This window comes from Salmonella sp. SJTUF15591, assembly GCF_043356435.1.
Taxonomy (GTDB): Bacteria; Pseudomonadota; Gammaproteobacteria; order Enterobacterales; family Enterobacteriaceae; genus Salmonella; species Salmonella enterica.
Window position 1 is genome coordinate 819,114 of record NZ_JBEUJO010000001.1, and the last position, 23,585, is coordinate 842,698.

The following is a 23,585-nucleotide window of genomic DNA, read 5'->3' on the forward strand; positions in this document are numbered from 1 at the left end:
GTCCTGCATACGATTCAGAGAACAGTCAGATGTGGGCGACAGGATTAGGCGTCTGGCCGGCGTTACGTAACAGCATCAGCAGATAAATAAACGATACGCTGGCGATCATAATAAACAGCAGATTATCTGAATAATTCTGCATTAACATCGCAGCAAAAGACGGCCCCAACAGGCTCCCTACCGTATAACTTAACAACAGCGCCTGGTTCATTGCCACAAGCTGGTGATGTTCGACTTTTTCACAGGCCCAGGCCATTGCGACGGGATAAAGCGTAAAACCCGCCGCCCCCAGAATAAACAGAGCTGGCGCCATCGCCGCCTGGGTTAACATGGCAATACTACCGAGTATGACAACGAATACCTGTACGCGTAACACCAGCAAGCGACCAAATTTGTCCGCCAGACGTCCCATTGGCCATTGCCCCAAAATGCCGGCGCTCACCAGCACCGCCATCCAGAAACCGATGCTGGCGTTAGCCATCCCCTGATGCTTCAGATATAACGGCATCAGGCCATATAATGAACCAAGAACAATGCCGGAAATAATACAACCATTCACGCCAAGACGCGCCTGGCGTAGCTTCAGCATGGCGCTAATAGAAGAGGAATGACGTGCCTGCGTTTGCTGATTTACAATTCGGGTAAAGAGTAGCGGCAGAATTCCCGCCAGAATCATTCCGGTCACCCAGGGAAGGACGTGCAGCAATTCACCAGATACTTTACTGACCAATAATTGTCCAAGGAAGGTCCCCATGTAATAGACCATCATATAGGCAGCCAGCAGGCGCCCACGATTATGCGAGGTTCCGCTGCACATCAACGCGCTTTCGACAACCACCCAAATCATGGCGCAGCCGATACCGGCAATAAAACGCCAGCTCATCCAGCTCCAGAACCCCACCATCACCCCCAACCCGACACAACCCGCGGCGAAGATCAGCGAGGCAAGATAATAGCTACGGTTAAACCCAATGCGTTTAATTAAATACCCGGTAAATAACGTCCCGACCAGATTGCCGGTAAAATAAGACGAGCTGACCATCCCCACCTGCCAGGTCGGAAGGTTTGCCTGAGCAAGCCACAGCGGCACAAGCGTATTCAGTACCGCAATGGCCAGGGTCAACAAAAGTAGCCCGCACAGCAAAAGCATGACGGGACGGGTATAGGTGGACATGAATAAAAACCGTGAGGAAGTTCAAATTTCATGCGCATCATGCCATCGCCAAAAACATTGTCAATCGGCTCCGCATGGGCGATCCGCAAGTTTTGAGACTATCGATTTGATTTACTTATTCTGTACGTGAATATATTGAAAGGCTAAAAATTCATCCCCTTGTTTTTATTGATCTAACCCGCAAAATCGGCGTTTTGTTCAGTCGAAAAATTTCATGGTTCCTTTAGCTTCGTTTTCTTCTCTATGGATTTATATGCGCCTTCTCCACCCCGGTTATATTCCTTAGATTGATGGTGGCTAAAGGCGCATTCGGCCTGCACGTTCTGCAGGCCGAATGCGCGTCAACGCGTTAGCTGGCTACCGCCATGCCCACGGTCATATGCAGCCCATAGAATACGCCGCGGCCAATCAATTCCCCCGCCAGCATCAGAATGAAGGCGACAGAGAGCAACGGTACCGCAGGTTGATACCCTTTTAACTGTGGCACAATCCAGCAGCACAACGCCGCCGCAAGCAGCACCATACGCCAGGCCATCAGCGAGCCATAATCCGGCACCAGAGCAGACGCCTGCTGAATGGAACTGTGAATCGTCGCCAGTTCCGCGCCCTGCATGGCCACCATAATGGCAATAACCACCAGCGCCAGCACCGACACCGCAGGCAACAAACGCATCGCCCAACCGTTCACGCCTGCGATGCGCAGCAGCAGATAACCCAGTAGCGGCCCCCCCATAAAGAGCGTCAGGAAGAAGCCCAGCGGCGTCCAGACGCTATACCAGGTCGGTACTGTATCGATGCTGTTATAGACGCGTACCATCATCCAGACGAAGACGACGCCCAGTACCATCGTGATAATCAGCCAGAGTGTGCGCAGTGCCGGCGGCAGCTTTTTCAGTACCGCCAGCAGCCAGCCAATCCCGCCGACCGCAAAAAACACCGAGCCGCTGGCAATTTCATTGCTCAGTGCGGAAGCACCCACGCGGTTAAGCGAGTTAAACGCGCGCATCGGCGAGCCCAGATGCAGCATCGAGGCGATAAAGCCAATCCCCATCAGCACCCACAGACCAAACATACAGGCGATCACCCGCTGCTGCGTTTCCGCGCGCAGGTCGCCCTTCATCAGCGCCAGAGCCAGAACAATAAAACCACCGGCCACGCACTGACCAAAGACCGTGAAGATCATCAACGGCCATTCATGCCATCCACTTCCCATCTTATACCTCCTTCGGATTGGCCAGATAACCGGTAGTGTCCCCGGTCGGGCGGCTGTTGGCGTTGGGTTTAATCACAATATTCGGCTTCGTGAAATGCGCGCGCGGCAACGGCGCGACGGCAGCCAGCTCTCCGTGTTTTTTACGCAGTTCGTCTATCGGGCCAAAATCCAGCGCCCGCAGCGGGCAGGATTCCACGCAAATCGGTTTCTTGCCTTCCGCCACCCGGTCATAACAGCCGTCGCACTTGGTCATATGACCTTTGGCCGCGTTGTACTGCGGCGCGCCGTACGGGCAGGCCATGTGGCAGTAGCGGCAGCCGATACAGACCTCTTCGTTCACCACCACAAAACCGTCATCGCGCTTGTGCATCGCGCCGCTCGGACAGACTTTGGTACAGGCCGGGTCTTCGCAGTGGTTACAGGAGATGGAGAGATAGTAGGCAAAGACGTTCTGGTGCCAGACGCCGTTATCTTCCTGCCAGTCGCCACCCGCATACTCATAAATGCGGCGGAAGCTGACATCCGGGGTCAAATCTTTGTAGTCCTTGCAGGCCAGTTCGCAGGTTTTGCAACCGGTGCAACGGCTGGAATCAATAAAAAATCCATACTGGGTTGTCATCGGTTACTCCTTACGCCTTTTCAACCTGAACGAGGTTCGTATGTGACGGGTTCCCCTTCGCCAGCGGAGAAGGACGTTGGGTCGTCAGTACGTTAATACATCCGCCCTGATCCACGCGTTTTGTATCCGGGTCATACCATGCGCCTTCTCCCAGGGCGACCACACCCGGCATCATGCGCGGCGTCACTTTAGCCTCGATATGTACTTCGCCGCGATCGTTGAAGATGCGGACTTTATCGCCATTGTTGATACCGCGTTTCTGCGCATCCATTGGGTTAATCCACATTTCCTGGCGACAGGCGGCTTTCAGTACGTCTACGTTGCCATAAGTGGAATGCACACGCGCTTTATAGTGGAAACCCGTCAACTGCAGCGGGAATTTATCCGTTAGCGGATCGTTATAGTTTTCAAAACCTGGCGTGTAGATCGGTAATGGATCGATCACGTCGCCTTCCGGCAGCTCCCAGGTGGCGGCGATATCCGCCAACGCCTGTGAATAGATTTCAATCTTGCCCGATGGCGTTGTAAGTGGATTCGCTTGCGGATCTTCGCGGAAGTCTTTATAGGCGACATGGTGGCCTTCGGGGTCACGCTGTTTGAAGATGCCTTGCTTACGGAACTCCTCAAAGGTGGGCAGATTCGGAATGGATTTACGCGACTGTTCGTACAGATGACGCATCCACTCTTCTTGCGTCCGTCCTTCGGTAAACTGTTGTTCCACGCCAAGACGTTTCGCCAGTTCGCTGGTCATCTCATAAATCGTCTTACACTCGAAGCGCGGTTTAATCGCCTGGTCAGTGAAGATAACGTAAGACATGTTCCCGCAGGAGGCATCCAGCGCAAAGTCCATCTGCTCAGAAGCAGTGCAATCCGGTAACAGAATATCGGCGTATTTTGCCGACGAGGTCATATGACAGTCGATAACGACGATCATTTCGCATTTCTTGTCATCCTGCAGGATTTCGTGGGTGCGGTTAATCTCAGAGTGCTGGTTAATCAAACAGTTGCCAGCATAGTTCCAGATCATTTTGATCGGCACGTCCAGCTTATCTTTCCCCCGCACACCATCACGCAACGCTGTCATTTCCGGGCCGCGTTCAATGGCATCGGTCCACATAAACATGGAGATGCTGGTTTCAACCGGATTTTCCAACGTGGGCATACGTTCAAATGGCAGGGCATAAGACCCTTCGCGCGCGCCGCTGTTACCGCCGTTAATCCCAACATTACCCGTCAGGATCGCCAGCATCGAGATGGCGCGCGTGGCGATTTCTCCATTAGCATGACGCTGTGGCCCCCACCCCTGGCAAATATAGGCGGGTTTAGCGCTGCCGATTTCTCGCGCCAGCTTAATAATGCGATCCGCCGGAATACCGGTAATTTGCGCCGCCCACTCCGGCGTCTTCGCAATACCGTCTTTACCCTGGCCCAGAATATAGGCTTTGTAGTGACCGTTTTTCGGCGCGCTGGCAGGCAAGGTTTTTTCGTCATAACCGACGCAATATTTATCCAGGAACGGCTGATCGACCATGTTCTCGGTGATTAAGACATATGCCAGACCATTGACCAGCGCCGCATCGGTACCTGGACGAATCGGAATCCACTCATCTTCGCGACCGGCGCCGGTGTCGGTGTAACGAGGATCGATAATGATCATCCGCGCGTTTGATTTCTGCCGCGCCTGTTCAAGGTAATAGGTTACACCGCCCCCGCTCATGCGGGTTTCGCCAGGGTTATTACCAAACAACACCACCAGCTTACTGTTTTCAATGTCGGACGGACTATTGCCATCCGCCCAGCCGCCATAGGTGTAGTTCAGACCCGCTGCGATTTGCGCGGAAGAGTAATCACCGTAGTGGTTAAGATAACCGCCGCAGCAGTTCATCAGACGAGCGACCAGCGTTTTTCCTGGCGGCCATGAACGTGTCAAAGTGCCGCCCAGCGTACCCGTGCCATAGTTTAGATAAATGGACTCGTTGCCATACTCTTTGATAAGACGCTGCATATTGGTAGCAATGATATCGTAGGCTTCGTCCCAGCTAATACGCTCAAATTTACCTTCGCCGCGCGCGCCGACGCGCTTCATCGGATACTTGAGCCGATCCGGGTTATAGACGCGACGACGCATAGAACGACCGCGCAGGCAGGCGCGAACCTGGTGCAGGCCATCGTAATCATCGTTTCCGGTATTATCCGTTTCTACATATTTGATTTCGCCATCCACAACATGCATACGTAGCGGACAACGGCTGCCACAGTTTACCGTACAGGCGCTCCAGACGACTTTCTCGCCGGTTTTCGCCGGGCTTATCGCCTCTGCGGCGTTAGCGATGCGGGTAAATGGCAAGGTAAATGCGCTACTGGCCATCGCCAGGCCGCCTATCGCGGTGGTTTTGACTAAACCACGACGGCTCACCTCGGCTGTCAGCACGGCATCAGGGATCTTAGTTTTCATAAGGGCTCACTCTGCTGCTCACAATAAAAAAACAATAAAACGATGTATAGAATTTTATATAGCGATAACGTCGCTATAAAGTCTGATATATATCGAAAAAGTAGAAAAATAGTGTTAAAAACTGACCTTCATTCGAAATCAGTATTACCCCTAATAGGGTAGGGATTATTGTCCGGTATCAAACTGGCATAAAAAAAGCGCCCGAAGGCGCTTTTTAGAAGAGGAGAAAGCGAGGATTAGCCGATATATTCCAGTCCGTTCATGTACGGACGTAATACTTCCGGCACTTCAATGCGGCCATCAGCCTGCTGATAGTTTTCCATCACGGCCACCAGGGTACGACCTACCGCCAGACCAGAACCATTAAGGGTATGGACCAGACGGGTCTTTTTGTCGGACTTGCTGCGACAGCGTGCCTGCATACGACGCGCCTGGAAGTCCCAGACGTTAGAGCAGGAAGAGATCTCGCGGTAGGTATTCTGCGCCGGAACCCAGACTTCGAGGTCATAGGTTTTGCAGGCGCCGAAGCCCATATCGCCAGTGCACAGAATGATTTTACGGTACGGCAGTCCCAGTAGCTGGAGCACTTTTTCCGCGTGGCCGGTCATCTCTTCCAACGCAGCCATAGAATCTTCCGGGCGAACGATCTGCACCATCTCAACTTTGTCAAACTGATGCATACGAATCAGGCCACGGGTATCACGACCATAAGAACCTGCTTCAGAACGGAAACAAGGCGTATGCGCCGTCATTTTAATCGGCAGCTGATCTTCGTCGATGATTTCATCGCGTACCAGATTGGTCAGCGGAACCTCCGCAGTCGGGATCAAAGCATAGTTGCTGCTGTCTGCTTCTTCTTCCAGCGGACGGGTATGGAACAAGTCGCCTGCGAATTTCGGCAGTTGACCGGTGCCATACAGCGTGTCGTGGTTAACCAGATACGGCACGTAGTTTTCGCTATAGCCGTGCTGTTCCGTATGCAGATCCAACATGAACTGCGACAATGCGCGATGCATACGCGCAATCTGTCCTTTCATCACCACAAAACGGGAGCCGGTCAGCTTAACCGCGGCGGCAAAGTCGAGGCCGGAGTGCATTTCCCCTAAGGTGACGTGATCGCGGATTTCAAAATCAAACTCACGCGGGGTACCCCAGCGGCTGACTTCAACGTTGTCGTTTTCATCTTTACCTACCGGCACTTCATCCGCAGGCAGGTTTGGGATGGTCAGCGCGATATCGCGGATCTCCGCCAGCAAGGTGTCCAGCTCGGCTTTCGCCGCATCCAGCTCTTCGCCCAGTTTATTCACTTCCAGGCGTAAAGGCTCAATATCTTCCCCGCGCGCTTTCGCCTGGCCGATGGATTTCGATCGAGAATTACGCTCCGCCTGCAGGTTTTCCGTGTTGACCTGCAAAACTTTACGACGCTCTTCAAGAGCGCGCAGCTTATCTACATCCAGCTTAAAGCCCCGGCGTGCCAGTTTTTCAGCGACTGCGTCTGGCTCATTACGCAGCAGATTGGGATCGAGCATGCTTATCCTGTGCTTATCGAATAATAAAAGGAAACGCGATCAATTGATGATCGCCTCTGATTGTATTGATGAACGTAAACCGCGTTTACGTAATAGCGACGTTTTCGCCTTACCTGACCGACGACAGCAACAACGCATCCATTGCGCTATACCCGCGGACCTCATAAGCAACGTGCTATCAGGCATAACGAGATTCATCATCAACGCCATGATACCTGGAGCATCATATTTAGAGATAACCTTACCGCAACGTTTACACTAGCGGTAGCGTTTTGTGGGGCTATTTTGATCCTGTTCAGCCAGCCAGGCGAGCTTTTCGCCAATCTTGCCTTCCAGACCACGATTTGTCGGATGATAATAGCGCGTTTGCGCGATTTCCGGCGGGAAGTACACTTCACCCGCAGCATAGGCATTGGGCTCATCGTGGGCATAGCGGTATTCCTGGCCATAGCCCATCTCTTTCATCAGTTTGGTTGGCGCATTACGCAGATGGACAGGAACGTCATAATCAGGACGTTCGCGCGCGTCGGCCAGCGCAGCCTTAAAGGCGGTATAGACGGCGTTGCTCTTCGGCGCGCAGGCGAGATAAACGATAGCCTGCGCGATCGCCCTTTCGCCTTCAGCCGGGCCGACGCGGGTGAAACAATCCCACGCGGCAATGGCGACCTGCATCGCGCGCGGATCGGCATTACCCACATCTTCCGAGGCAATCGCCAGGCAGCGACGCGCCACGTACAGCGGATCGCCTCCCGCGGTAATGATACGGGCATACCAATAGAGGGCGGCATCCGGCGCGCTGCCGCGCACTGATTTATGTAAGGCGGAAATAAGATCGTAGAAGCGATCGCCTTTGTTATCAAAACGCGCGCTGCGCTCGCCGGCGATCTCGGTCAACAAGGCGGGCAATAAAACGCGTTTGCCGCTGTCATCCGCCTCCGCCATATCAGCCATCATTTCCAGCGTATTTAAGGCGCGCCGCGCGTCGCCATTGACCAGCTCAGCAATCGCTCGCCGTGTCTCATCCGGTAACACGATATCCTGATCGCCGTAACCACGCGTTTTGTCCTGCATCGCCTGGTCCAGTACTTGCTCGATATCGTCAGTGGTCAACGATTTCAGCAGATAGACCCGCGCTCGCGACAATAGCGCCGAGTTCAGCTCAAAAGAGGGATTTTCCGTGGTCGCGCCGATAAAGGTGATAGTGCCATCTTCGATATGCGGTAAAAAGGCGTCCTGCTGGCTTTTGTTAAAGCGATGCACTTCATCGACAAACAGGATGGTACGGCGACCAGCATTACGATTCTGGCGGGCGCGCTCGATAGCTTCACGAATCTCTTTTACCCCAGAAGTGACGGCGGAAATACGCTCGACATCGGCGCTGGCGTAGCGGGCGATCACTTCAGCGAGCGTGGTTTTCCCCGTCCCTGGCGGCCCCCATAAAATCATGGAGTGCAGATGCCCGGCCTCAATAGCGCGAGGCAACGGCTTACCTGCGGCCAGCAAATGCTGCTGGCCGATATACTGCGCTAAATTTTCCGGCCGCATTCGCGCGGCCAGCGGTTGAAACGTATTATCAGAAAAATCGAGCGACAGATTGCTCACTCATCGCCTCTACTTACGTTGGTCGTCCATCGTTACCCCTTGCGGCGGAGTAAACGTAAATTTTGACGGATCAACAGCGCCGTTTTGCTGGGATTTTAGCTGATAGGCGCTACGCTGATCGTCTTGTTCTACGGCGCTAAACTGGTGGATAGTCCCGTCGCGTCCCACATTGATGGTGAACTGTTTCAGATTGCCATTGCTGGCTTTCGGCGTCAGCACAAAATTATCGCCATCCTGCTTAATATTATACTGCTGCCAGTCGCTGGCCTGGTTGCGGGCAATCAGCATAAACGGTGTATTTCCGGTGGCATCTTTCAACCACGTGGCGGTAGCCTGTTCTACAAACGGGTTATAGAACCATAACGTTTTGCCGTCAGAAACCAGAATACTCTCGTCAGGTTGCGTCATATGCCAGTTGAATAGATTTGGCCGCTTAACCCATAAATCACCCTGTCCCTCCTGCACCGCGGCACCGCTGCCATCGGTGACTTTTTGAGTAAAGGTGGCATGAAAGCTGCTCACTTTATCCAGACGGCTTTTCAGAGAGCTGGCGGCGTCAGCCCATACGCTGCTGGCTACAACGCTTGAAAGTAATGCACAGGCGATTGCCATTTTTTTCATCATTATTCCTCAGGTTTCGACACTCCCGACCAGGAGCTCCTTTTGCTTTCTATTCCAGGCCAAAAATCAGCATGAGGAAAGAAGAAAATACTGAATTTTGTTGCCGGATGGCAGCCTGCACAGCGCCATCCGGCTTACAGGTTTACTCAAAAGGCGGCGGAGCCAGCACTTCACGATTACCGTTATGCCCCTGAGCGCTGACAATACCCTGCGCTTCCATCTGTTCGATAATACGCGCCGCACGGTTATAGCCGATGCGGAACTGACGCTGAACGCCGGAAATGGACGCTTTACGCTTCTGGGTGACGAAATTAACGGCCTGATCGAATAGCGCATCTAATTCTTCGCCGCCGTCAAAACCGCCACCGCCACCTTCGCTTTCGCTGTCGGAGGTAATGCCATCCACATATTGCGGACGACCGCGCGCTTTCCAGTCCTGCACCACCGCATGGACTTCCTGGTCACGCACAAACGCCCCATGGACACGTACCGGCATGGTGGAGTTTGGTCCGGAATAGAGCATGTCCCCCATTCCCAATAACGACTCAGCGCCACCCTGATCAAGAATGGTGCGGGAGTCGATCTTGCTGGATACGGTAAAAGCGATACGGGTTGGAATGTTGGCTTTAATTAAACCAGTAATCACATCGACCGACGGACGCTGCGTCGCCAGTACCAGGTGAATCCCCGCAGCGCGCGCTTTCTGCGCCAGACGCGCGATCAGCTCTTCAACTTTTTTACCGACGGTCATCATCAGGTCGGCAAATTCATCAACCAGTACCACGATATACGGCAGTTTTTCCAGAACCGGATGCTGAACATCCATACTGTCGCCCGGCTTCCAGTACGGGTCCGGAATCGGACGCCCCATGCGGGCCGCTTCGGCGATTTTCTCGTTATACCCAGCCAGATTACGCACGCCGAGCGCGGACATCAGCTTATAGCGACGCTCCATCTCATTGACGCTCCAGCGTAACGCGTTAGCCGCGTCTTTCATGTCGGTAACAACTTCCGTCAGCAGATGCGGTATACCTTCATAGACCGAAAGTTCTAACATTTTCGGGTCGATCATGATAAAGCGAACGTCTTCCGGCTGCGCTTTATACAGCATACTGAGGATCATGGCGTTAACCCCGACCGACTTACCGGAACCGGTCGTACCGGCCACCAGCAGGTGAGGCATTTTCGCCAGATCCGCCACTACCGGATCGCCCGCGATATCCTTACCTAACACCACGGTAAGCGGCGACGGATTCTCGCGGAATTTGGCGTTATCCAACACTTCGCGCAGATAAACGGTTTGCCGTTTCTTGTTCGGCAATTCCAACCCTACGTAAGGTTTGCCTGGAATGACTTCCACAACGCGTACGGCTACCGTTGACAATGAGCGCGCCAGATCCCGGGAAAGGTTGGAGATACGCGCCGCTTTAACGCCCGGGGCCAGATTGAGTTCAAAGCGAGTAATGACCGGGCCTGGCGAATAGTTCACCACATCAGCTTTAATGCGGAAATCCGCCAGACGCGCTTCAACCAGACGCGCCATTTGTTCCAGCGCAAAGGTATCTACCGGTTCAACTTCGCTCGGCGGCGGCGTCAGAAGATCTAATGAAGGCAGCGGCGTCGTCGGACGCTGCAATGGACGACTGTCGCCGTTACGCATCAACAGCGGGTGGATCAGGCTGTCTTGCGGCGCTGTCGGCTGTTGCGGCTGCTGATACTGCGGCTGCGGCGCTACCGGCTGTTGCGGCTGCTGATACTGCGGCTGCGGCGCTACCGGCTGCTGCGGCTGCTGATACTGCGGCTGAGGCGCTACCGGCTGCTGCGGCTGCTGATACTGCGGTTGCGGCGCTACCGGCTGCTGCGGCTGCTGATACTGCGGCTGAGGCGCTACCGGCTGTTGCGGCTGCTGATACTGTGGCTGCGACGCTACCGGCTGCTGCGGCTGCTGATACTGTGGCTGCGGCGCTACCGGCTGCTGCGGCTGCTGATACTGCGGCTGCGGCGCTACAGGTTGCTGAACAGGCGTTGACTCGGGCATGACACCCAGCGTGAACAGCGGTTCGTGCGGACCTTCATCAACCAATACTTTCATTGGCGAGAAATCCAGATCGTCCAGTGAGAACGGCTGCGCGCCAGCGGGTTGCTCGCCGGAATAGCGCTGCTGTTGCGAAGCGGCAAACTGGCGGGCTAATTCAGCTTCCGCAGCGGTATCGTCATCTTCTGCCTGTTGAGTATCATGCTGATACGTTTCACCATAACGATGCTGCTGCGACTGCGCAAACTGACGGGCTAACTCGTCCTGATGCATTGCATCTATTTCTTCATCGGTTAGCTGCGCGCCCGTCTCGTACTGATTGCGCTCCGCCTCGCGGGCTTTTTCTTCTGCAATCCTCTGTGACGGCAGCTTAATACCGTACGATGCCAGTTCCCGTCGGGTCGGCACGCGAACGCGGTTCGGACGCGGCAGTTGTGGACCAATCCCCTCTTTCACCTGCGGACGCGGCGCGCCGCCGGTAGCCAGACTAAAGGCAGGCGCAGCGGCCGCGGCGCCTGCTGCCAGGGTGCCACTCTTAATACCTGCGTCAAGCGACGCGGCGGCGGCTACCGCTTCCACTGGCGGTATGGATGGCGCGACAGATACCGTAGGTTTGACCGGCACGTTCTCTTTTACCGGCTCCGGAATCGGTTGATACCATGCCGCCAGTTGTTCGCGCTCACGGGCGCGTTTCTCTTCCACCTCTTCAAAATAGTAAAGCGGAGGACGGGCGGGTCTGGTCTCTTCTGTGTCAGGTTCAGGCTCGGTGGTAACCGGCTGTTCGATAACCGGCGGCGGCATGTGAGAAGGTTCAGCCGCTATCGGCTCCGGCTGATAAACCGGCGTCGGCTGATGGGTCGGCTCCGGCTGCCAGTGTTGTTCGGCATCCGGCGCCTGCCATTGCGGCTGTGTTTCCTGTGGCGCAAGAGAGTCATATTCTGCTGCGGTCGCTGGCGTCGCGGCGTATTGCGGCGCGGAAGCGACAGGCACAGGTTGCTGCCACGGCGCACTTTGCGCCTCTTGCGGTTGAGCATATTGCGGATACGGCTGATACCCCTCCGGCGCAGGCGCGATAACCGGTTCGCCGGTTTGCGGCCCCGGTACGGGCTGCCACTCCACGGTCGGTTGCGCGACAACCGGCTCAGCCCCCGGCATGGGCGGCGTTTGCATTATGGGATCGGCGGACGCTGCCCACGTCTGGGTGACGGCAGTTGCAGCCGCAGCGGCGGCGACCGGTTCGGTGACAGAATGACCGTTTAACAGCGGATCATATTCATCATATTCCGGCTGCGTCGCACGGTTGCCCGAAAACAGAACGTCGTCGGGATCGGCAGCGACGCCGCGCGCGCTATACTGAATATCCTCGTCATCATCCATCCGTTTGCCGGAAAAGAGCGCGGCATCGGTCTGACGGCCCCGTGGATTGCTGAATTTTTCAGCCAGCCGCTTACGACGCGCCAACGCGCCGCGCAAAATACGCGCCCGGCGAGATTCACGCTGCACGCCGTCGGTTTCTTCATCGTATTCGTCATCATACTCTTCGTCGTCAACCCACGTATCATCACGCCGGGTACGGTTGCTGGCGAAGGTCAGTATATTAAGCAGCCAGCCGCCTAATTTTTCGGCGATACTGACCCAGGACCAGCCGGTAAAGAGCGTCAGCCCGGCAGCCCAAATACAGAGAAGCATTATCGTTCCGCCGCTACTATGCAACAACGGCTGCAGCGTGGTGCTTAACAGGCTACCAATTACGCCGCCGGAGGCGAAATACCAGATATCGTCGGCATTAATGGCCGCCAGACCGCAGGAAGTGAGAATCAGCGCCAGCACGCCGATAAGGCGTAGCGACACAGCAAAATAGTCGATGTAATCATCCGTAGACTGATGACGCCACGCAAACCAGCACCCGCCGACAATAATGACAGGGATGGTGTAGGCCATTACGCCAAAAATAAAGAACAGTGTATCGGCCAGCCACGCGCCCGGCGCGCCGCCTAAATTATGGATGGGTTCATGCCAGGCGGTTTGCGACCAACTGGGGTCCGAAGGGTTAAAGCTCAACAAGGCCGCCATCAACCAGACGGCAAAAAGGGCAATAAGTATCAACAACGCTTCCAGAAGTCGGCGCCCGCTGCTTAACTTCGTCAATGTGACGTCTTTGTCTTCAGTATATTCCTGGCTCAAAAAAGGCTCTCCAGGTTCCAGGCTTTTCCCGCCCGATGCTAAAACGGACAACAGCACCGGGTTGCCCCGGCACTGTTGCTGTATGGATTAACAGGAGTGTAATCAAACTACGGCGATTTTGCACCTGTTCCGTGTTAGCGTGTCTTAATAACCAGACGATTACTCTGTTTTACCTCTTCCATCACTACGTAAGTTCGGGTGTCGTTCACACCTGGCAAGCGCAGCAACGTCTCTCCCAATAGTTTTCGATACGCTGACATATCCGGTACACGGGTTTTCAACAGGTAGTCGAAATCGCCGGAAACCAAATGACACTCCTGAATCTCTTCAAGCTTTTGCACGGCGGCATTAAACTGTTCAAACACATCCGGCGCGCCGCGATTTAAGGTAATCTCAACGAATACCAGAAGTGACGCATCCAGATAATGCGGGTTCAACAGCGCCGTATAGCCCTGGATAAACCCCTGTCGCTCCAGCCGACGCACACGCTCAAGGCAAGGTGTCGGCGAAAGCCCTACTCGTTTAGAAAGCTCGACGTTGGAAATACGCCCATCCTTTTGCAGTTCATTAAGAATGTTACGATCGATACGGTCGAGATCTTTGCCAGGGCGCTTCTTGCTATCTACCATTATTATTGTCTCTCTGTATTCCTTCCCTACTCCTGCCTGACTCTACTCACATCACTGTTCAGAGTCGCTGCCCATCACAATAGACCGAAACCCAGAGGGATTAACGGCGCGCAATGCCTGGTCTATGGTGAGAAGACCGTTGCCTCGCGGCAGCTATCGACATCACGAATGGCGTCTGTCCACGCCATGCGTAGATTTCACTAGCCCGGTAAACATGGTATTTACATGCATGATTATGCAGCACATACATAACACAGTTTTTTTCTTCCTCGAATGTTTTCGCAAAACAGCAGGTGATTGTCAAAGCAAAACATCGATTTTTAGTACAACATGCCAGTTATTCATTAGAGAGGGCGGTAAACTGTCATTTCGTCACCTTATAAGTTACCGATTTCAAGTAAAATTTGTGATGATAACGTCGCTGTCCCGGTCGTTCATCGGTTCATGCTATTACACATATTGTTAACAAAATCGTTATGCTCTTTTTTTACGTCTGTAAATTCCCTACAATTCTGCTCATTGTCTGCCAACAACTATGGGGATCTCATGGGCACGACCAAACACAGTAAGCTGCTTATTCTGGGCTCAGGACCGGCGGGATATACCGCGGCGGTGTATGCCGCGCGCGCAAATTTACAGCCAGTACTTATTACCGGTATGGAAAAAGGCGGTCAACTGACTACCACGACGGAAGTGGAAAACTGGCCCGGCGATCCAAACGATTTGACCGGCCCGCTGCTGATGGAACGCATGCATGAACATGCGGCAAAATTTGAAACCGAGATAATTTTTGATCACATCAACAAAGTGGATCTGCAAAATCGTCCGTTCCGTCTGACAGGTGACAGCGCAGAGTACACTTGCGATGCGTTGATCATTGCGACCGGCGCTTCCGCGCGCTATCTGGGGCTGCCATCGGAAGAAGCCTTTAAAGGGCGCGGCGTTTCCGCCTGCGCAACCTGCGACGGTTTCTTCTACCGCAACCAGAAAGTGGCGGTGATCGGCGGCGGTAACACCGCAGTTGAAGAAGCGCTTTATCTGTCCAACATCGCTTCGGAAGTGCACCTTATCCATCGCCGTGACGGTTTCCGCGCTGAAAAAATCCTCATTAAGCGCCTGATGGATAAAGTTGAAAATGGCAATATCATTCTGCACACCAACCGGACGCTGGAAGAAGTGACCGGCGATCAGATGGGCGTCACCGGTCTGCGTCTTCGCGACACGCAGCAGAGCGATAATATCGAGACGCTGGATATCGCCGGACTTTTCGTAGCCATCGGTCATAGCCCAAACACGGCGCTCTTCGAAGGCCAGCTTGAGCTGGAAAATGGTTATATCAAAGTTCAGTCCGGCACCCATGGCAACGCCACACAAACCAGCATCCCTGGCGTATTCGCGGCGGGTGACGTTATGGATCATATTTACCGTCAGGCGATCACCTCTGCAGGTACGGGCTGTATGGCGGCGCTGGATGCTGAACGCTATCTCGATGGTCTGGCCGACGCGAGCAAATAGTTTTTACAAATCAGTAACAAAAGTAAAAAAGGCGACTATAAGTCGCCTTTATTTTTGCGTCGTTGTAACATTGCCCCTGCCTGAAATTCTAATAACTCACCTGCTAAGCGTGCAATGAATAAAACCCGTCAAAAAGAGCTGACCCGCTGGTTAAAACAGCAAAGCGTAATCTCCCAACGGTGGTTGAATATTTCCCGCCTGTTGGGATTCATGAGTGGCGTATTAATTGTCGCTCAGGCCTGGATCATGGCGCGTATCCTGCAACATATGATCATGGAGAACATTCCACGGGAAGCGCTGTTGCTCCCTTTTATCCTGCTGATACTGGTCTTTGTCCTTCGCGCCTGGGTGGTGTGGTTGCGCGAGCGCGTCGGTTTTCATGCCGGACAACATATTCGCTTTGAGATCCGCCGTCAGGTGTTGGATCGTCTGCAGCAAGCCGGCCCTGCCTGGATTCAGGGCAAGCCCGCCGGTAGCTGGGCGACGCTGGTGTTGGAACAGATTGACGATATGCATGACTATTATGCGCGCTATCTGCCGCAAATGGCGCTTGCCGTTTGCGTACCGCTCTTAATCGTGGCGGCGATTTTCCCGTCAAATTGGGCGGCGGCGCTGATTCTGCTGGGCACTGCCCCGCTCATTCCCCTATTTATGGCGATGGTGGGAATGGGCGCGGCTGACGCCAACCGCCGCAATTTCCTGGCGCTTGCCCGGCTAAGCGGCCATTTTCTTGACCGTCTGCGCGGGATGGAAACGCTGCGAATTTTCGGTCGTGGAGAAGCGGAAACCGAGAACATTCGCGCAGCATCGCAGGATTTTCGTCAACGCACGATGGAAGTACTGCGCCTCGCCTTTTTATCTTCCGGCGTGCTGGAGTTTTTCACCTCGCTTTCTATTGCGCTGGTCGCCGTTTATTTTGGCTTCTCTTACCTGGGCGAGCTGAACTTTGGTCATTACGGTACTGGTGTGACGCTCGCCGCCGGGTTCCTCGCTTTGATCCTCGCGCCGGAGTTTTTCCAGCCGTTACGCGACCTCGGCACGTTTTATCATGCTAAGGCGCAGGCGGTTGGCGCGGCGGATAGTCTGAAGACATTTCTGGAAACACCCCTCGCCCACCCGGCGCGCGGCGAAGTTGAGCTGGCGGAAAACGAACCTGTAACCATTGACGCAGTCAATCTTATTATCACCTCGCCAGAAGGCAAAACGCTTGCCGGGCCGCTGAATTTCTCATTAGCGGCAGGAGAACGCGCCGTCCTGGTAGGACGCAGCGGTTCCGGTAAAAGCTCTCTGTTGAATGTATTATCCGGTTTTCTCTCCTATCAGGGATCTTTGCGTATTAACGGTGTCGAGCTTCGCGATCTCTCGCCGGAATCCTGGCACCAGCATCTCTCCTGGGTCGGACAAAACCCGCAATTACCTGCGGCGACGCTACGCGAAAATGTATTACTGGCGCGCCCGGACGCCAGCGAGCAGGAACTTTATGCCGCGCTTGACGCCGCATGGGTAAGCGAGTTTTTACCGCTGCTGCCGCAGGGAGTAGACACCCCGCTCGGCAATCATGCCAGCAGACTTTCCGTCGGCCAGGCACAGCGTGTAGCGGTCGCCCGTGCGCTACTTAATCCCTGTCAACTGCTACTGCTGGATGAACCGGCGGCAAGCCTGGACGCTCACAGCGAGCAACGCGTCATGCAGGCGTTAAAAGCGGCGTCAAAACGCCAGACCACATTAATGGTGACGCATCAGTTGGAAGATCTCGCCGACTGGGACGCTATCTGGGTTATGCAAGATGGCGCGATTGTCGAACAAGGCAGTTATGCCGAACTCAGCGCCGCCAACGGCGCTTTTGCGACGTTATTGGCTCACCGTCAGGAGGATATTTAAATGCGCGCGCTACTCCCTTATCTGACGCTTTATAAACGCCACAAATGGATGCTAACGCTGGGAATTGCGCTGGCAATCCTGACCCTGCTTGCCAGTATCGGGCTGCTGACGCTTTCCGGCTGGTTCCTGTCCGCGTCCGCTATCGCAGGCTTCGCGGGAATTTACAGTTTTAACTATATGCTCCCGGCAGCCGGCGTGCGCGGCGCGGCCATTACCCGTACCGCCGGTCGTTATTTTGAACGTCTGGTAAGTCATGACGCCACGTTCCGCGTGCTGCAACATCTGCGTATTTACACCTTCAGCAAACTTCTACCGCTCTCCCCCGCGGGTCTGGCACGATATCAGCAAGGTGAACTGCTGAACCGCATCGTTGCCGACGTCGACACGCTGGATCATCTCTATTTGCGCGTCATCTCCCCGCTGGTCGGCGCTTTTGTAGTGATTATGATTGTCACCCTGGGGCTTAGCGTTCTCGACGTGACGCTGGCGATCACGCTGGGCGGCATTATGCTGTTGACGCTGTTTATTATGCCGCCGGTGTTTTATCGCGCCGGCAAAAATACCGGCCAAAATCTGACGCATCTACGAGGTCAGTATCGCCAACAGCTCACGTCATGGTTACAGGGCCAGGCGGAACTCACCATTTTTGGCGCCAGCAAACGCTATCGGGCGCAAATGGAAGCCACCGAATTACAATGGCATGAGGCCCAACGCCGACAGTCTGAACTGACCGCCTTATCGCAGGCGTTAATGCTGCTGATTGGCGCGCTGGCGGTGATGTTAATGTTGTGGATGGCCTCCGGCGGCGTTGGCGGCAATACGCAGCCCGGCGCGCTCATCGCGCTGTTTGTCTTCTGCGCGCTGGCGGCTTTCGAGGCGCTTGCGCCCGTTACCGGCGCATTCCAGCATCTGGGGCAGGTTATCGCCTCTGCGCTTCGTATCACTGAATTAACGGAGCAAAAACCGGAGGTGACCTTTCCACAGGCAGAAACTCCCGCGCCGGAAAAGGTCACACTCACCCTGCGGGACGTTTCGTTTCGTTATCCCGACCAGCCGATTAATGCGCTCAATGCCCTCTCATTACAGGCTAATCCTGGCGAGCATGTCGCTATTCTGGGGCGTACCGGCTGCGGAAAATCAACGCTGTTGCAGCTACTCACCCGCGCCTGGGACCCGCAACAAGGCGAAATTCTGCTCAACGATCTTCCGCTATCCTCGCTGAGCGAATCCGCCTTACGCCAGACTATCAGCGTGGTGCCGCAGCGTGTCCACCTGTTCAGCGCCACACTGCGTGATAATTTATTACTGGCGGCGCCCAATGCCAGCGACGAAGCCCTTTCCGACATGCTGCGTCGCGTCGGCCTCGAAAATCTGCTCGAAGATAGTGGGCTTAATAGCTGGCTTGGCGAAGGCGGTCGTCTGCTGTCCGGCGGCGAACTTCGTCGCCTGGCCATCGCCCGCGCGCTGTTGCACGATGCCCCGTTAATGCTGTTGGATGAGCCCACTGAGGGGCTGGATGCGACCACCGAGAGCGAAATGCTGGAATTACTTGCCGATGTGATGCGCGAGAAAACCGTCCTGATGGTGACTCACCGTTTGCGCGGCCTGGCCCGTTTTGATCAAATCATCGTAATGGACGACGGGCGCATCATTGAGCGAGGCACTCATGCAGAATTGTTAGCCGGACAAGGGCGCTATTATCAGTTTAAACAACGTCTGTAAGCTATTATTGAACGATCCGACTTGCGTACTGGAGTTTCGCCGTCATGCGTCTGGTTCAGCTTTCCCGACATTCTATCGCCTTCCCTTCGCCGGAAGGCGCTTTACGCGAGCCTAACGGTTTACTGGCGCTGGGCGGCGATCTCAGCCCTGCCCGGTTGTTAATGGCCTACCAGCACGGGATTTTCCCGTGGTTTTCGCCGGGCGACCCGATTCTGTGGTGGTCGCCCGATCCGCGCGCCGTGCTGTGGCCTGAAAAGTTTCACCTCAGTCGCAGCATGAAGCGCTTTCACAACGCATCCCCTTACCGCGTGACGCTCAATTACGCTTTCGATCGGGTCATTGATGGATGCGCCAATCACCGTGACGAAGGCACCTGGATAACGCGTGGTATTGAGGAAGCCTATCGCCGATTACATGAATTGGGCCACGCGCACTCCATTGAAGTGTGGCGTGATCAGGAACTGGTCGGCGGGATGTATGGCGTCTCGCAGGGGGCGCTGTTTTGCGGCGAATCGATGTTTAGCCGCCAGGAGAATGCCTCTAAAACCGCACTGCTGGTTTTTTGCGCTGAATTTACCCGTCACGGCGGTAAACTTATTGATTGTCAGGTAATTAATAGTCATACCGCCTCGCTCGGCGCCATTGAAATTCCACGTCGTGACTACCTCGATCATCTCGCAGCCTTACGCCAACAACCGCTGGCCTCCCGTTTTTGGGTGCCGCGGACATTATTTTTGCCCCGGAAGTGAATGTTTTCGGCACATTTTTTATTGGGGTGTTATAATTGCTGCCGCAGAATTGGTTTAGCATATTATCCCGCAGCCCGTTGTCAGGTAACGCCCATCGTTTATTTCACCGTTCCCTTATATGTTGCGCTTATGTCGATACATCAGGCGGTAGTATCAGGGAAAGGGTGTATAACGCGGCGTTGTCGTGTGTCGCGGAATCATGTGCTAAACCTGGTTTGCTGTGTTTTAAACGCACAAATCTTTACTTATCAAAAGAAGTTCGGCATTATCTTGCCGGTTCAAATTATGGTAGTGATACCCCAGAGGATTAGATGGCCAAAGAAGACAATATTGAAATGCAAGGTACCGTTCTCGAAACGTTACCTAATACCATGTTCCGCGTAGAGTTAGAAAACGGTCACGTGGTTACTGCACACATCTCCGGTAAAATGCGTAAGAACTACATCCGCATCCTGACGGGCGACAAAGTGACCGTTGAGCTGACCCCGTACGACCTGAGCAAAGGCCGCATTGTCTTCCGTAGTCGCTAATTGTCTCCTCACGCCCTGAAGGGCGGCTGGATAAAAGGTCGGTTTAACCGGCCTTTTTTGCGTCCATTAAGTCGATGAATGACGAGCCGGTTACTCTTCCACCATCCGCGCATACTCTTCCGTCAAAAAATCGACCAACGCACGTACGGAAGGTAATAATCCTCGCCGGGATGGGAACACAGCATGAATAACCTCCCGCCGGGGCTCCCACTCTTCCAGCACCGCAACCAGTTCACCGGCGGCCAGTTGTTCTTTCACCATTAAGACAGGTAACTGCACAAGCCCCACGCCCGCCATCGCCGCCTCGCGTAGCGCCAACATGTCGGTGGTAATCATACGCGGGGTAAAATGGACTTCCGCACGTGCGCCCTGCGGGCCGTAAAGTTCCCAGCGGTGGATATGCTTGCCGGATGCAAGACTTAGCCCTGGCCAATGGCTCAACTCCGCCGGCGCGGAAGGGATTCCCATCCGTGCGATAAGATCCGGGCTGGCAAACAGGCGATGCCCTCTGTCAGCCAGGACGCGCATCACCAGGTCGCTATCCTCAAACGGGCGCGGCCTGACGCGAATCGCCACATCCACCCCCTCCCCTACGACGTCCACCCGACGATTGGTCGCTTCAAGCTGTAGCGAAACATCAGGATAACGCGCCATAAATTTCGCCAGCATTGGGCCGATGTGTACATGCAGCAGCGTCACCGGGCAGGTCAGCTTCACGATACCGCGAGGCTCTACCTGCAATGCGGCAATGGCATCCTGCGCCGCCTGAGCTTCCACCAGCATCGCTTTACAGTGCTCATAGAATGTTTGCCCCACTTCGGTAACGTTAAACTGCCGGGTGGTTCGCTGAATCAATCGCACGCCCAGCCGTTCCTCCAGTTGCGCAATACGCCGGCTCAGTTTTGATTTTGGTTCATCAAGCGCACGCCCCGCCGCGGCAAACCCACCCTCTTCGACCACATGCACAAACCACGCAAAATCATTGAGATCCGTTTTTATCATTACATTGTCCTATTAATGGAACGGTATGAGCCATTTTAGCCACTACCGAACCTTTTGTCATGAATATAAGCTTATTCACATCAAGACAACGCCACTGAGGAGAACACCATGAAACAGATTACAGGCGTCTATACCGCACCTCGCCCGCACTGGGTTGGCGATGGATTTCCGGTTCGTTCACTCTTTTCTTATCAGTCACATGCGCAGCAGTTGAGTCCATTCCTGCTGCTGGATTATGCCGGGCCGCACACCTTTACGCCGGGTAATGAAAAACGCGGCGTTGGGGAGCATCCACACCGCGGTTTCGAGACCGTGACGATTGTTTATAGTGGCGAAGTCGAGCATCGGGACTCTACCGGTCGCGGCGGCGTTATCGGCCCGGGTGACGTTCAGTGGATGACCGCAGGCGCAGGCATTTTGCATGAAGAGTTCCATTCCGACGCGTTTACCCGTCGGGGCGGCGAACTGGAAATGGTGCAGTTGTGGGTTAACCTTCCCATGAAGGACAAAATGACCACCCCGGGTTATCAAAGCATTACCCACGATGTTATCCCGACCGTTACGTTACCGGATGACGCCGGAGTCGTGCGGGTCATTGCAGGGCGTTATGAAGAGACAAAAGGCCCGGCGCACACTTTCTCGCCGCTCAATGTCTGGGATATGCGCCTGCAACGCAATCGCCAGCTTACATTGGCACAGCCGGAAGGATGGAGCACCGCGCTGGTGGTACTGAAAGGCAATATCACGGTGAACGGCACGACGCCGGTCAACGAAGCGCAACTGGTGGTATTGAGCCAGCAAGGGAAAACGCTGCACCTTGAGGCCAGCAGCGACGCCAGCGTATTGCTGTTATCAGGCGAGCCGCTGAATGAACCGATTGTGGGTTACGGCCCATTTGTTATGAACACGAAACAAGAGATCGCAGAAGCAGTCCGCGATTTCAACTCCGGCCGTTTTGGCCAAATCTGAAAACATGAAGGAGAACACGATGTCAAGTCCTGCTAATTTTAATGGTTTGCGCCCGGTAATTGATGTTAACGATTCCGTGATGCTTTTAATCGATCATCAAAGCGGTCTTTTCCAGACCGTAGGCGATATGCCAATGCCGGAATTACGCGCTCGCGCCGCGGCGTTGGCGAAGATGGCGACGTTAGCGAAAATGCCGGTCATTACCACGGCATCCGTACCGCAAGGTCCGAACGGCCCGCTGATCCCGGAGATCCACGCTAATGCGCCACATGCGCAGTACATTGCGCGCAAAGGTGAAATTAACGCCTGGGATAACGAAGATTTCGTTAAGGCGGTAAAAGCGACGGGTCGTAAGACGCTGATCATTGCCGGGACGATTACCAGCGTGTGCATGGCATTCCCGGCCATTAGCGCGGTAGCGGAAGGTTATAAGGTATTTGCCGTGATCGACGCATCCGGTACCTACAGTAAGATGGCGCAGGAGATCACCCTGGCGCGTATCGTACAGGCTGGCGTCGTACCGATGGATACTGCCGCAGTCGCCTCTGAGCTGCAAGGCACCTGGAACCGTGAAGACGCCGCCGCGTGGGCCGACGTTTATACTCAGGTATTCCCGGCCTATCAACTGCTGATCGAAAGCTACAGCAAAGCGCAGGATGTGGTGAAAAACAACGAAATGTTGGATTCACAGCGCTAATTTGCCTCCCCGCGCCAGTTTGGGCGGGGATTATGTCTATTGCATGAGCAAACGACAGTGAATATGTAAATTCTGCTTGACCGTTTTAGCGCAACTCCCTATAGTAGCGCCCCGTTGCCCCCCAAGTGGTCAGGCAGCAATACAATATGGTGAGGTGTCCGAGTGGCTGAAGGAGCACGCCTGGAAAGTGTGTATACGGCAACGTATCGGGGGTTCGAATCCCCCCCTCACCGCCATATTTAAGTTGAGAGCCTGTACAGAAGTACGGGCTTTTTGCTTATATGTATCCCCCAAACAAAGGGGGGATGAGAACCACCGACCGGGGTTCGACAACTGGCGCAGCCAGTTGGACAGACCGGGCGCACAGCGAACGGGCTGCCCCGAAGGGGCGAGCAAAGCGAGTCAATCCCCCCCTCACCGCCATATTTAAGTTGAGAGCCTGTACAGAAGTACGGGCTT

The 23,585-nt window shown here is 54.6% G+C and carries 18 protein-coding genes and 1 tRNA gene; 9 read left to right on the forward strand and 10 right to left on the reverse strand.

Features of this window, described 5'->3' with window-relative positions; genetic code table 11:
• Positions 1–25 precede the first annotated feature (25 nt).
• The 9 genes from ABVM99_RS04110 to lrp form a co-directional block, all read right to left on the reverse strand.
• Positions 26–1,174 carry an MFS transporter gene (locus ABVM99_RS04110; protein WP_000109271.1) on the reverse strand — a complete coding sequence of 383 codons (1,149 nt, stop codon included), beginning with the start codon at positions 1,172–1,174 and terminating at the stop codon, positions 26–28.
• Positions 1,175–1,523: 349 nt separating this feature from the next.
• A complete protein-coding gene (locus ABVM99_RS04115) occupies positions 1,524–2,387 on the reverse strand; it encodes a dimethyl sulfoxide reductase anchor subunit family protein (protein WP_000534681.1) in 864 nt (287 codons plus the stop codon).
• Position 2,388: 1 nt separating this feature from the next.
• Entirely contained in the window at positions 2,389–3,006 is a 618-nt protein-coding gene (dmsB, locus tag ABVM99_RS04120; RefSeq protein ID WP_000213069.1) for a dimethylsulfoxide reductase iron-sulfur subunit DmsB, read from the reverse strand.
• Positions 3,007–3,016: 10 nt separating this feature from the next.
• A complete protein-coding gene (dmsA, locus tag ABVM99_RS04125) occupies positions 3,017–5,461 on the reverse strand; it encodes a dimethylsulfoxide reductase subunit A (protein WP_058799689.1) in 2,445 nt (814 codons plus the stop codon).
• A gap of 236 nt (positions 5,462–5,697) precedes the next feature.
• Positions 5,698–6,990: a serine--tRNA ligase gene (gene serS / locus ABVM99_RS04130; RefSeq protein ID WP_000886697.1), complete on the reverse strand. Its 1,293-nt coding sequence runs from the start codon at positions 6,988–6,990 to the stop codon at positions 5,698–5,700.
• 258 nt (positions 6,991–7,248) lie between these two features.
• Positions 7,249–8,592, reverse strand: a complete 1,344-nt coding sequence (rarA, locus tag ABVM99_RS04135) for a replication-associated recombination protein RarA (protein WP_000067785.1) — start codon at positions 8,590–8,592, stop codon at positions 7,249–7,251.
• 9 nt (positions 8,593–8,601) lie between these two features.
• Positions 8,602–9,213: an outer membrane lipoprotein chaperone LolA gene (gene lolA / locus ABVM99_RS04140; RefSeq protein ID WP_023195493.1), complete on the reverse strand. Its 612-nt coding sequence runs from the start codon at positions 9,211–9,213 to the stop codon at positions 8,602–8,604.
• Positions 9,214–9,355: 142 nt separating this feature from the next.
• On the reverse strand, positions 9,356–13,432 hold the full coding sequence (gene ftsK, locus ABVM99_RS04145) for a DNA translocase FtsK (protein ID WP_052938282.1): 4,077 nt from the start codon (positions 13,430–13,432) through the stop codon (positions 9,356–9,358).
• 134 nt (positions 13,433–13,566) lie between these two features.
• Complete coding sequence (gene lrp / locus ABVM99_RS04150; protein WP_000228469.1) at positions 13,567–14,061, reverse strand: leucine-responsive transcriptional regulator Lrp; 495 nt, start codon at positions 14,059–14,061, stop codon at positions 13,567–13,569.
• Positions 14,062–14,607: 546 nt separating this feature from the next.
• Here lrp and trxB point away from each other — a divergent pair.
• The 6 genes from trxB (at position 14,608) to infA (ending at position 20,458) form a co-directional block, all read left to right on the forward strand.
• Positions 14,608–15,576: a thioredoxin-disulfide reductase gene (gene trxB, locus ABVM99_RS04155; RefSeq protein WP_000537406.1), complete on the forward strand. Its 969-nt coding sequence runs from the start codon at positions 14,608–14,610 to the stop codon at positions 15,574–15,576.
• Positions 15,577–15,690: 114 nt separating this feature from the next.
• Positions 15,691–17,457, forward strand: coding sequence for a cysteine/glutathione ABC transporter permease/ATP-binding protein CydD (gene cydD, locus ABVM99_RS04160; protein ID WP_052938266.1), 1,767 nt, complete (start codon positions 15,691–15,693; stop codon positions 17,455–17,457).
• Positions 17,458–19,179, forward strand: a complete 1,722-nt coding sequence (gene cydC, locus ABVM99_RS04165) for a cysteine/glutathione ABC transporter ATP-binding protein/permease CydC (protein WP_001202249.1) — start codon at positions 17,458–17,460, stop codon at positions 19,177–19,179.
• A gap of 44 nt (positions 19,180–19,223) precedes the next feature.
• The gene (aat, locus tag ABVM99_RS04170) at positions 19,224–19,928 is read left to right on the forward strand and encodes a leucyl/phenylalanyl-tRNA--protein transferase (protein ID WP_001241643.1); all 705 of its coding nucleotides are present in this window, start codon (positions 19,224–19,226) and stop codon (positions 19,926–19,928) included.
• The gene (locus tag ABVM99_RS04175) at positions 19,929–20,312 is read left to right on the forward strand and encodes a hypothetical protein (protein WP_001604059.1); all 384 of its coding nucleotides are present in this window, start codon (positions 19,929–19,931) and stop codon (positions 20,310–20,312) included.
• Positions 20,240–20,458, forward strand: a complete 219-nt coding sequence (gene infA / locus ABVM99_RS04180) for a translation initiation factor IF-1 (RefSeq protein WP_001040187.1) — start codon at positions 20,240–20,242, stop codon at positions 20,456–20,458. Before ABVM99_RS04175 ends, infA begins: the two co-directional genes overlap by 73 nt.
• A gap of 90 nt (positions 20,459–20,548) precedes the next feature.
• On the opposite strand, the gene ABVM99_RS04185 is transcribed toward infA, so the two are convergent.
• The gene (locus ABVM99_RS04185) at positions 20,549–21,460 is read right to left on the reverse strand and encodes a LysR family transcriptional regulator (protein ID WP_000597928.1); all 912 of its coding nucleotides are present in this window, start codon (positions 21,458–21,460) and stop codon (positions 20,549–20,551) included.
• 108 nt (positions 21,461–21,568) lie between these two features.
• On the opposite strand from ABVM99_RS04185, the gene ABVM99_RS04190 reads away from it, so the two are divergent.
• The 3 genes from ABVM99_RS04190 to ABVM99_RS04200 all read left to right on the forward strand — a co-directional run bounded on the left by ABVM99_RS04190 (position 21,569) and on the right by ABVM99_RS04200 (position 23,362).
• Positions 21,569–22,429, forward strand: coding sequence for a pirin family protein (locus ABVM99_RS04190; RefSeq protein WP_000809969.1), 861 nt, complete (start codon positions 21,569–21,571; stop codon positions 22,427–22,429).
• Positions 22,430–22,448: 19 nt separating this feature from the next.
• Positions 22,449–23,126, forward strand: coding sequence for a hydrolase (locus ABVM99_RS04195; RefSeq protein WP_000097893.1), 678 nt, complete (start codon positions 22,449–22,451; stop codon positions 23,124–23,126).
• Positions 23,127–23,274: 148 nt separating this feature from the next.
• Positions 23,275–23,362, forward strand: a tRNA-Ser gene (locus ABVM99_RS04200).
• Positions 23,363–23,585: the final 223 nt, after the last annotated feature.

Coding starts and splice junctions, on each gene's coding strand:
- ABVM99_RS04185 (WP_000597928.1), bottom strand. CDS start 21,460: ATGATAAAAACGGATCTCAATGATTTTGCGTGGTTTGTGCATGTGGTC.
- dmsA (WP_058799689.1), bottom strand. CDS start 5,461: ATGAAAACTAAGATCCCTGATGCCGTGCTGACAGCCGAGGTGAGCCGT.
- ABVM99_RS04110 (WP_000109271.1), bottom strand. CDS start 1,174: ATGTCCACCTATACCCGTCCCGTCATGCTTTTGCTGTGCGGGCTACTT.
- serS (WP_000886697.1), bottom strand. CDS start 6,990: ATGCTCGATCCCAATCTGCTGCGTAATGAGCCAGACGCAGTCGCTGAA.
- ABVM99_RS04175 (WP_001604059.1), top strand. CDS start 19,929: ATGTTTTCGGCACATTTTTTATTGGGGTGTTATAATTGCTGCCGCAGA.
- lrp (WP_000228469.1), bottom strand. CDS start 14,061: ATGGTAGATAGCAAGAAGCGCCCTGGCAAAGATCTCGACCGTATCGAT.
- ABVM99_RS04190 (WP_000809969.1), top strand. CDS start 21,569: ATGAAACAGATTACAGGCGTCTATACCGCACCTCGCCCGCACTGGGTT.
- aat (WP_001241643.1), top strand. CDS start 19,224: ATGCGTCTGGTTCAGCTTTCCCGACATTCTATCGCCTTCCCTTCGCCG.
- ABVM99_RS04115 (WP_000534681.1), bottom strand. CDS start 2,387: ATGGGAAGTGGATGGCATGAATGGCCGTTGATGATCTTCACGGTCTTT.
- trxB (WP_000537406.1), top strand. CDS start 14,608: ATGGGCACGACCAAACACAGTAAGCTGCTTATTCTGGGCTCAGGACCG.
- lolA (WP_023195493.1), bottom strand. CDS start 9,213: ATGAAAAAAATGGCAATCGCCTGTGCATTACTTTCAAGCGTTGTAGCC.
- cydD (WP_052938266.1), top strand. CDS start 15,691: ATGAATAAAACCCGTCAAAAAGAGCTGACCCGCTGGTTAAAACAGCAA.
- infA (WP_001040187.1), top strand. CDS start 20,240: ATGGCCAAAGAAGACAATATTGAAATGCAAGGTACCGTTCTCGAAACG.
- dmsB (WP_000213069.1), bottom strand. CDS start 3,006: ATGACAACCCAGTATGGATTTTTTATTGATTCCAGCCGTTGCACCGGT.
- ABVM99_RS04195 (WP_000097893.1), top strand. CDS start 22,449: ATGTCAAGTCCTGCTAATTTTAATGGTTTGCGCCCGGTAATTGATGTT.
- cydC (WP_001202249.1), top strand. CDS start 17,458: ATGCGCGCGCTACTCCCTTATCTGACGCTTTATAAACGCCACAAATGG.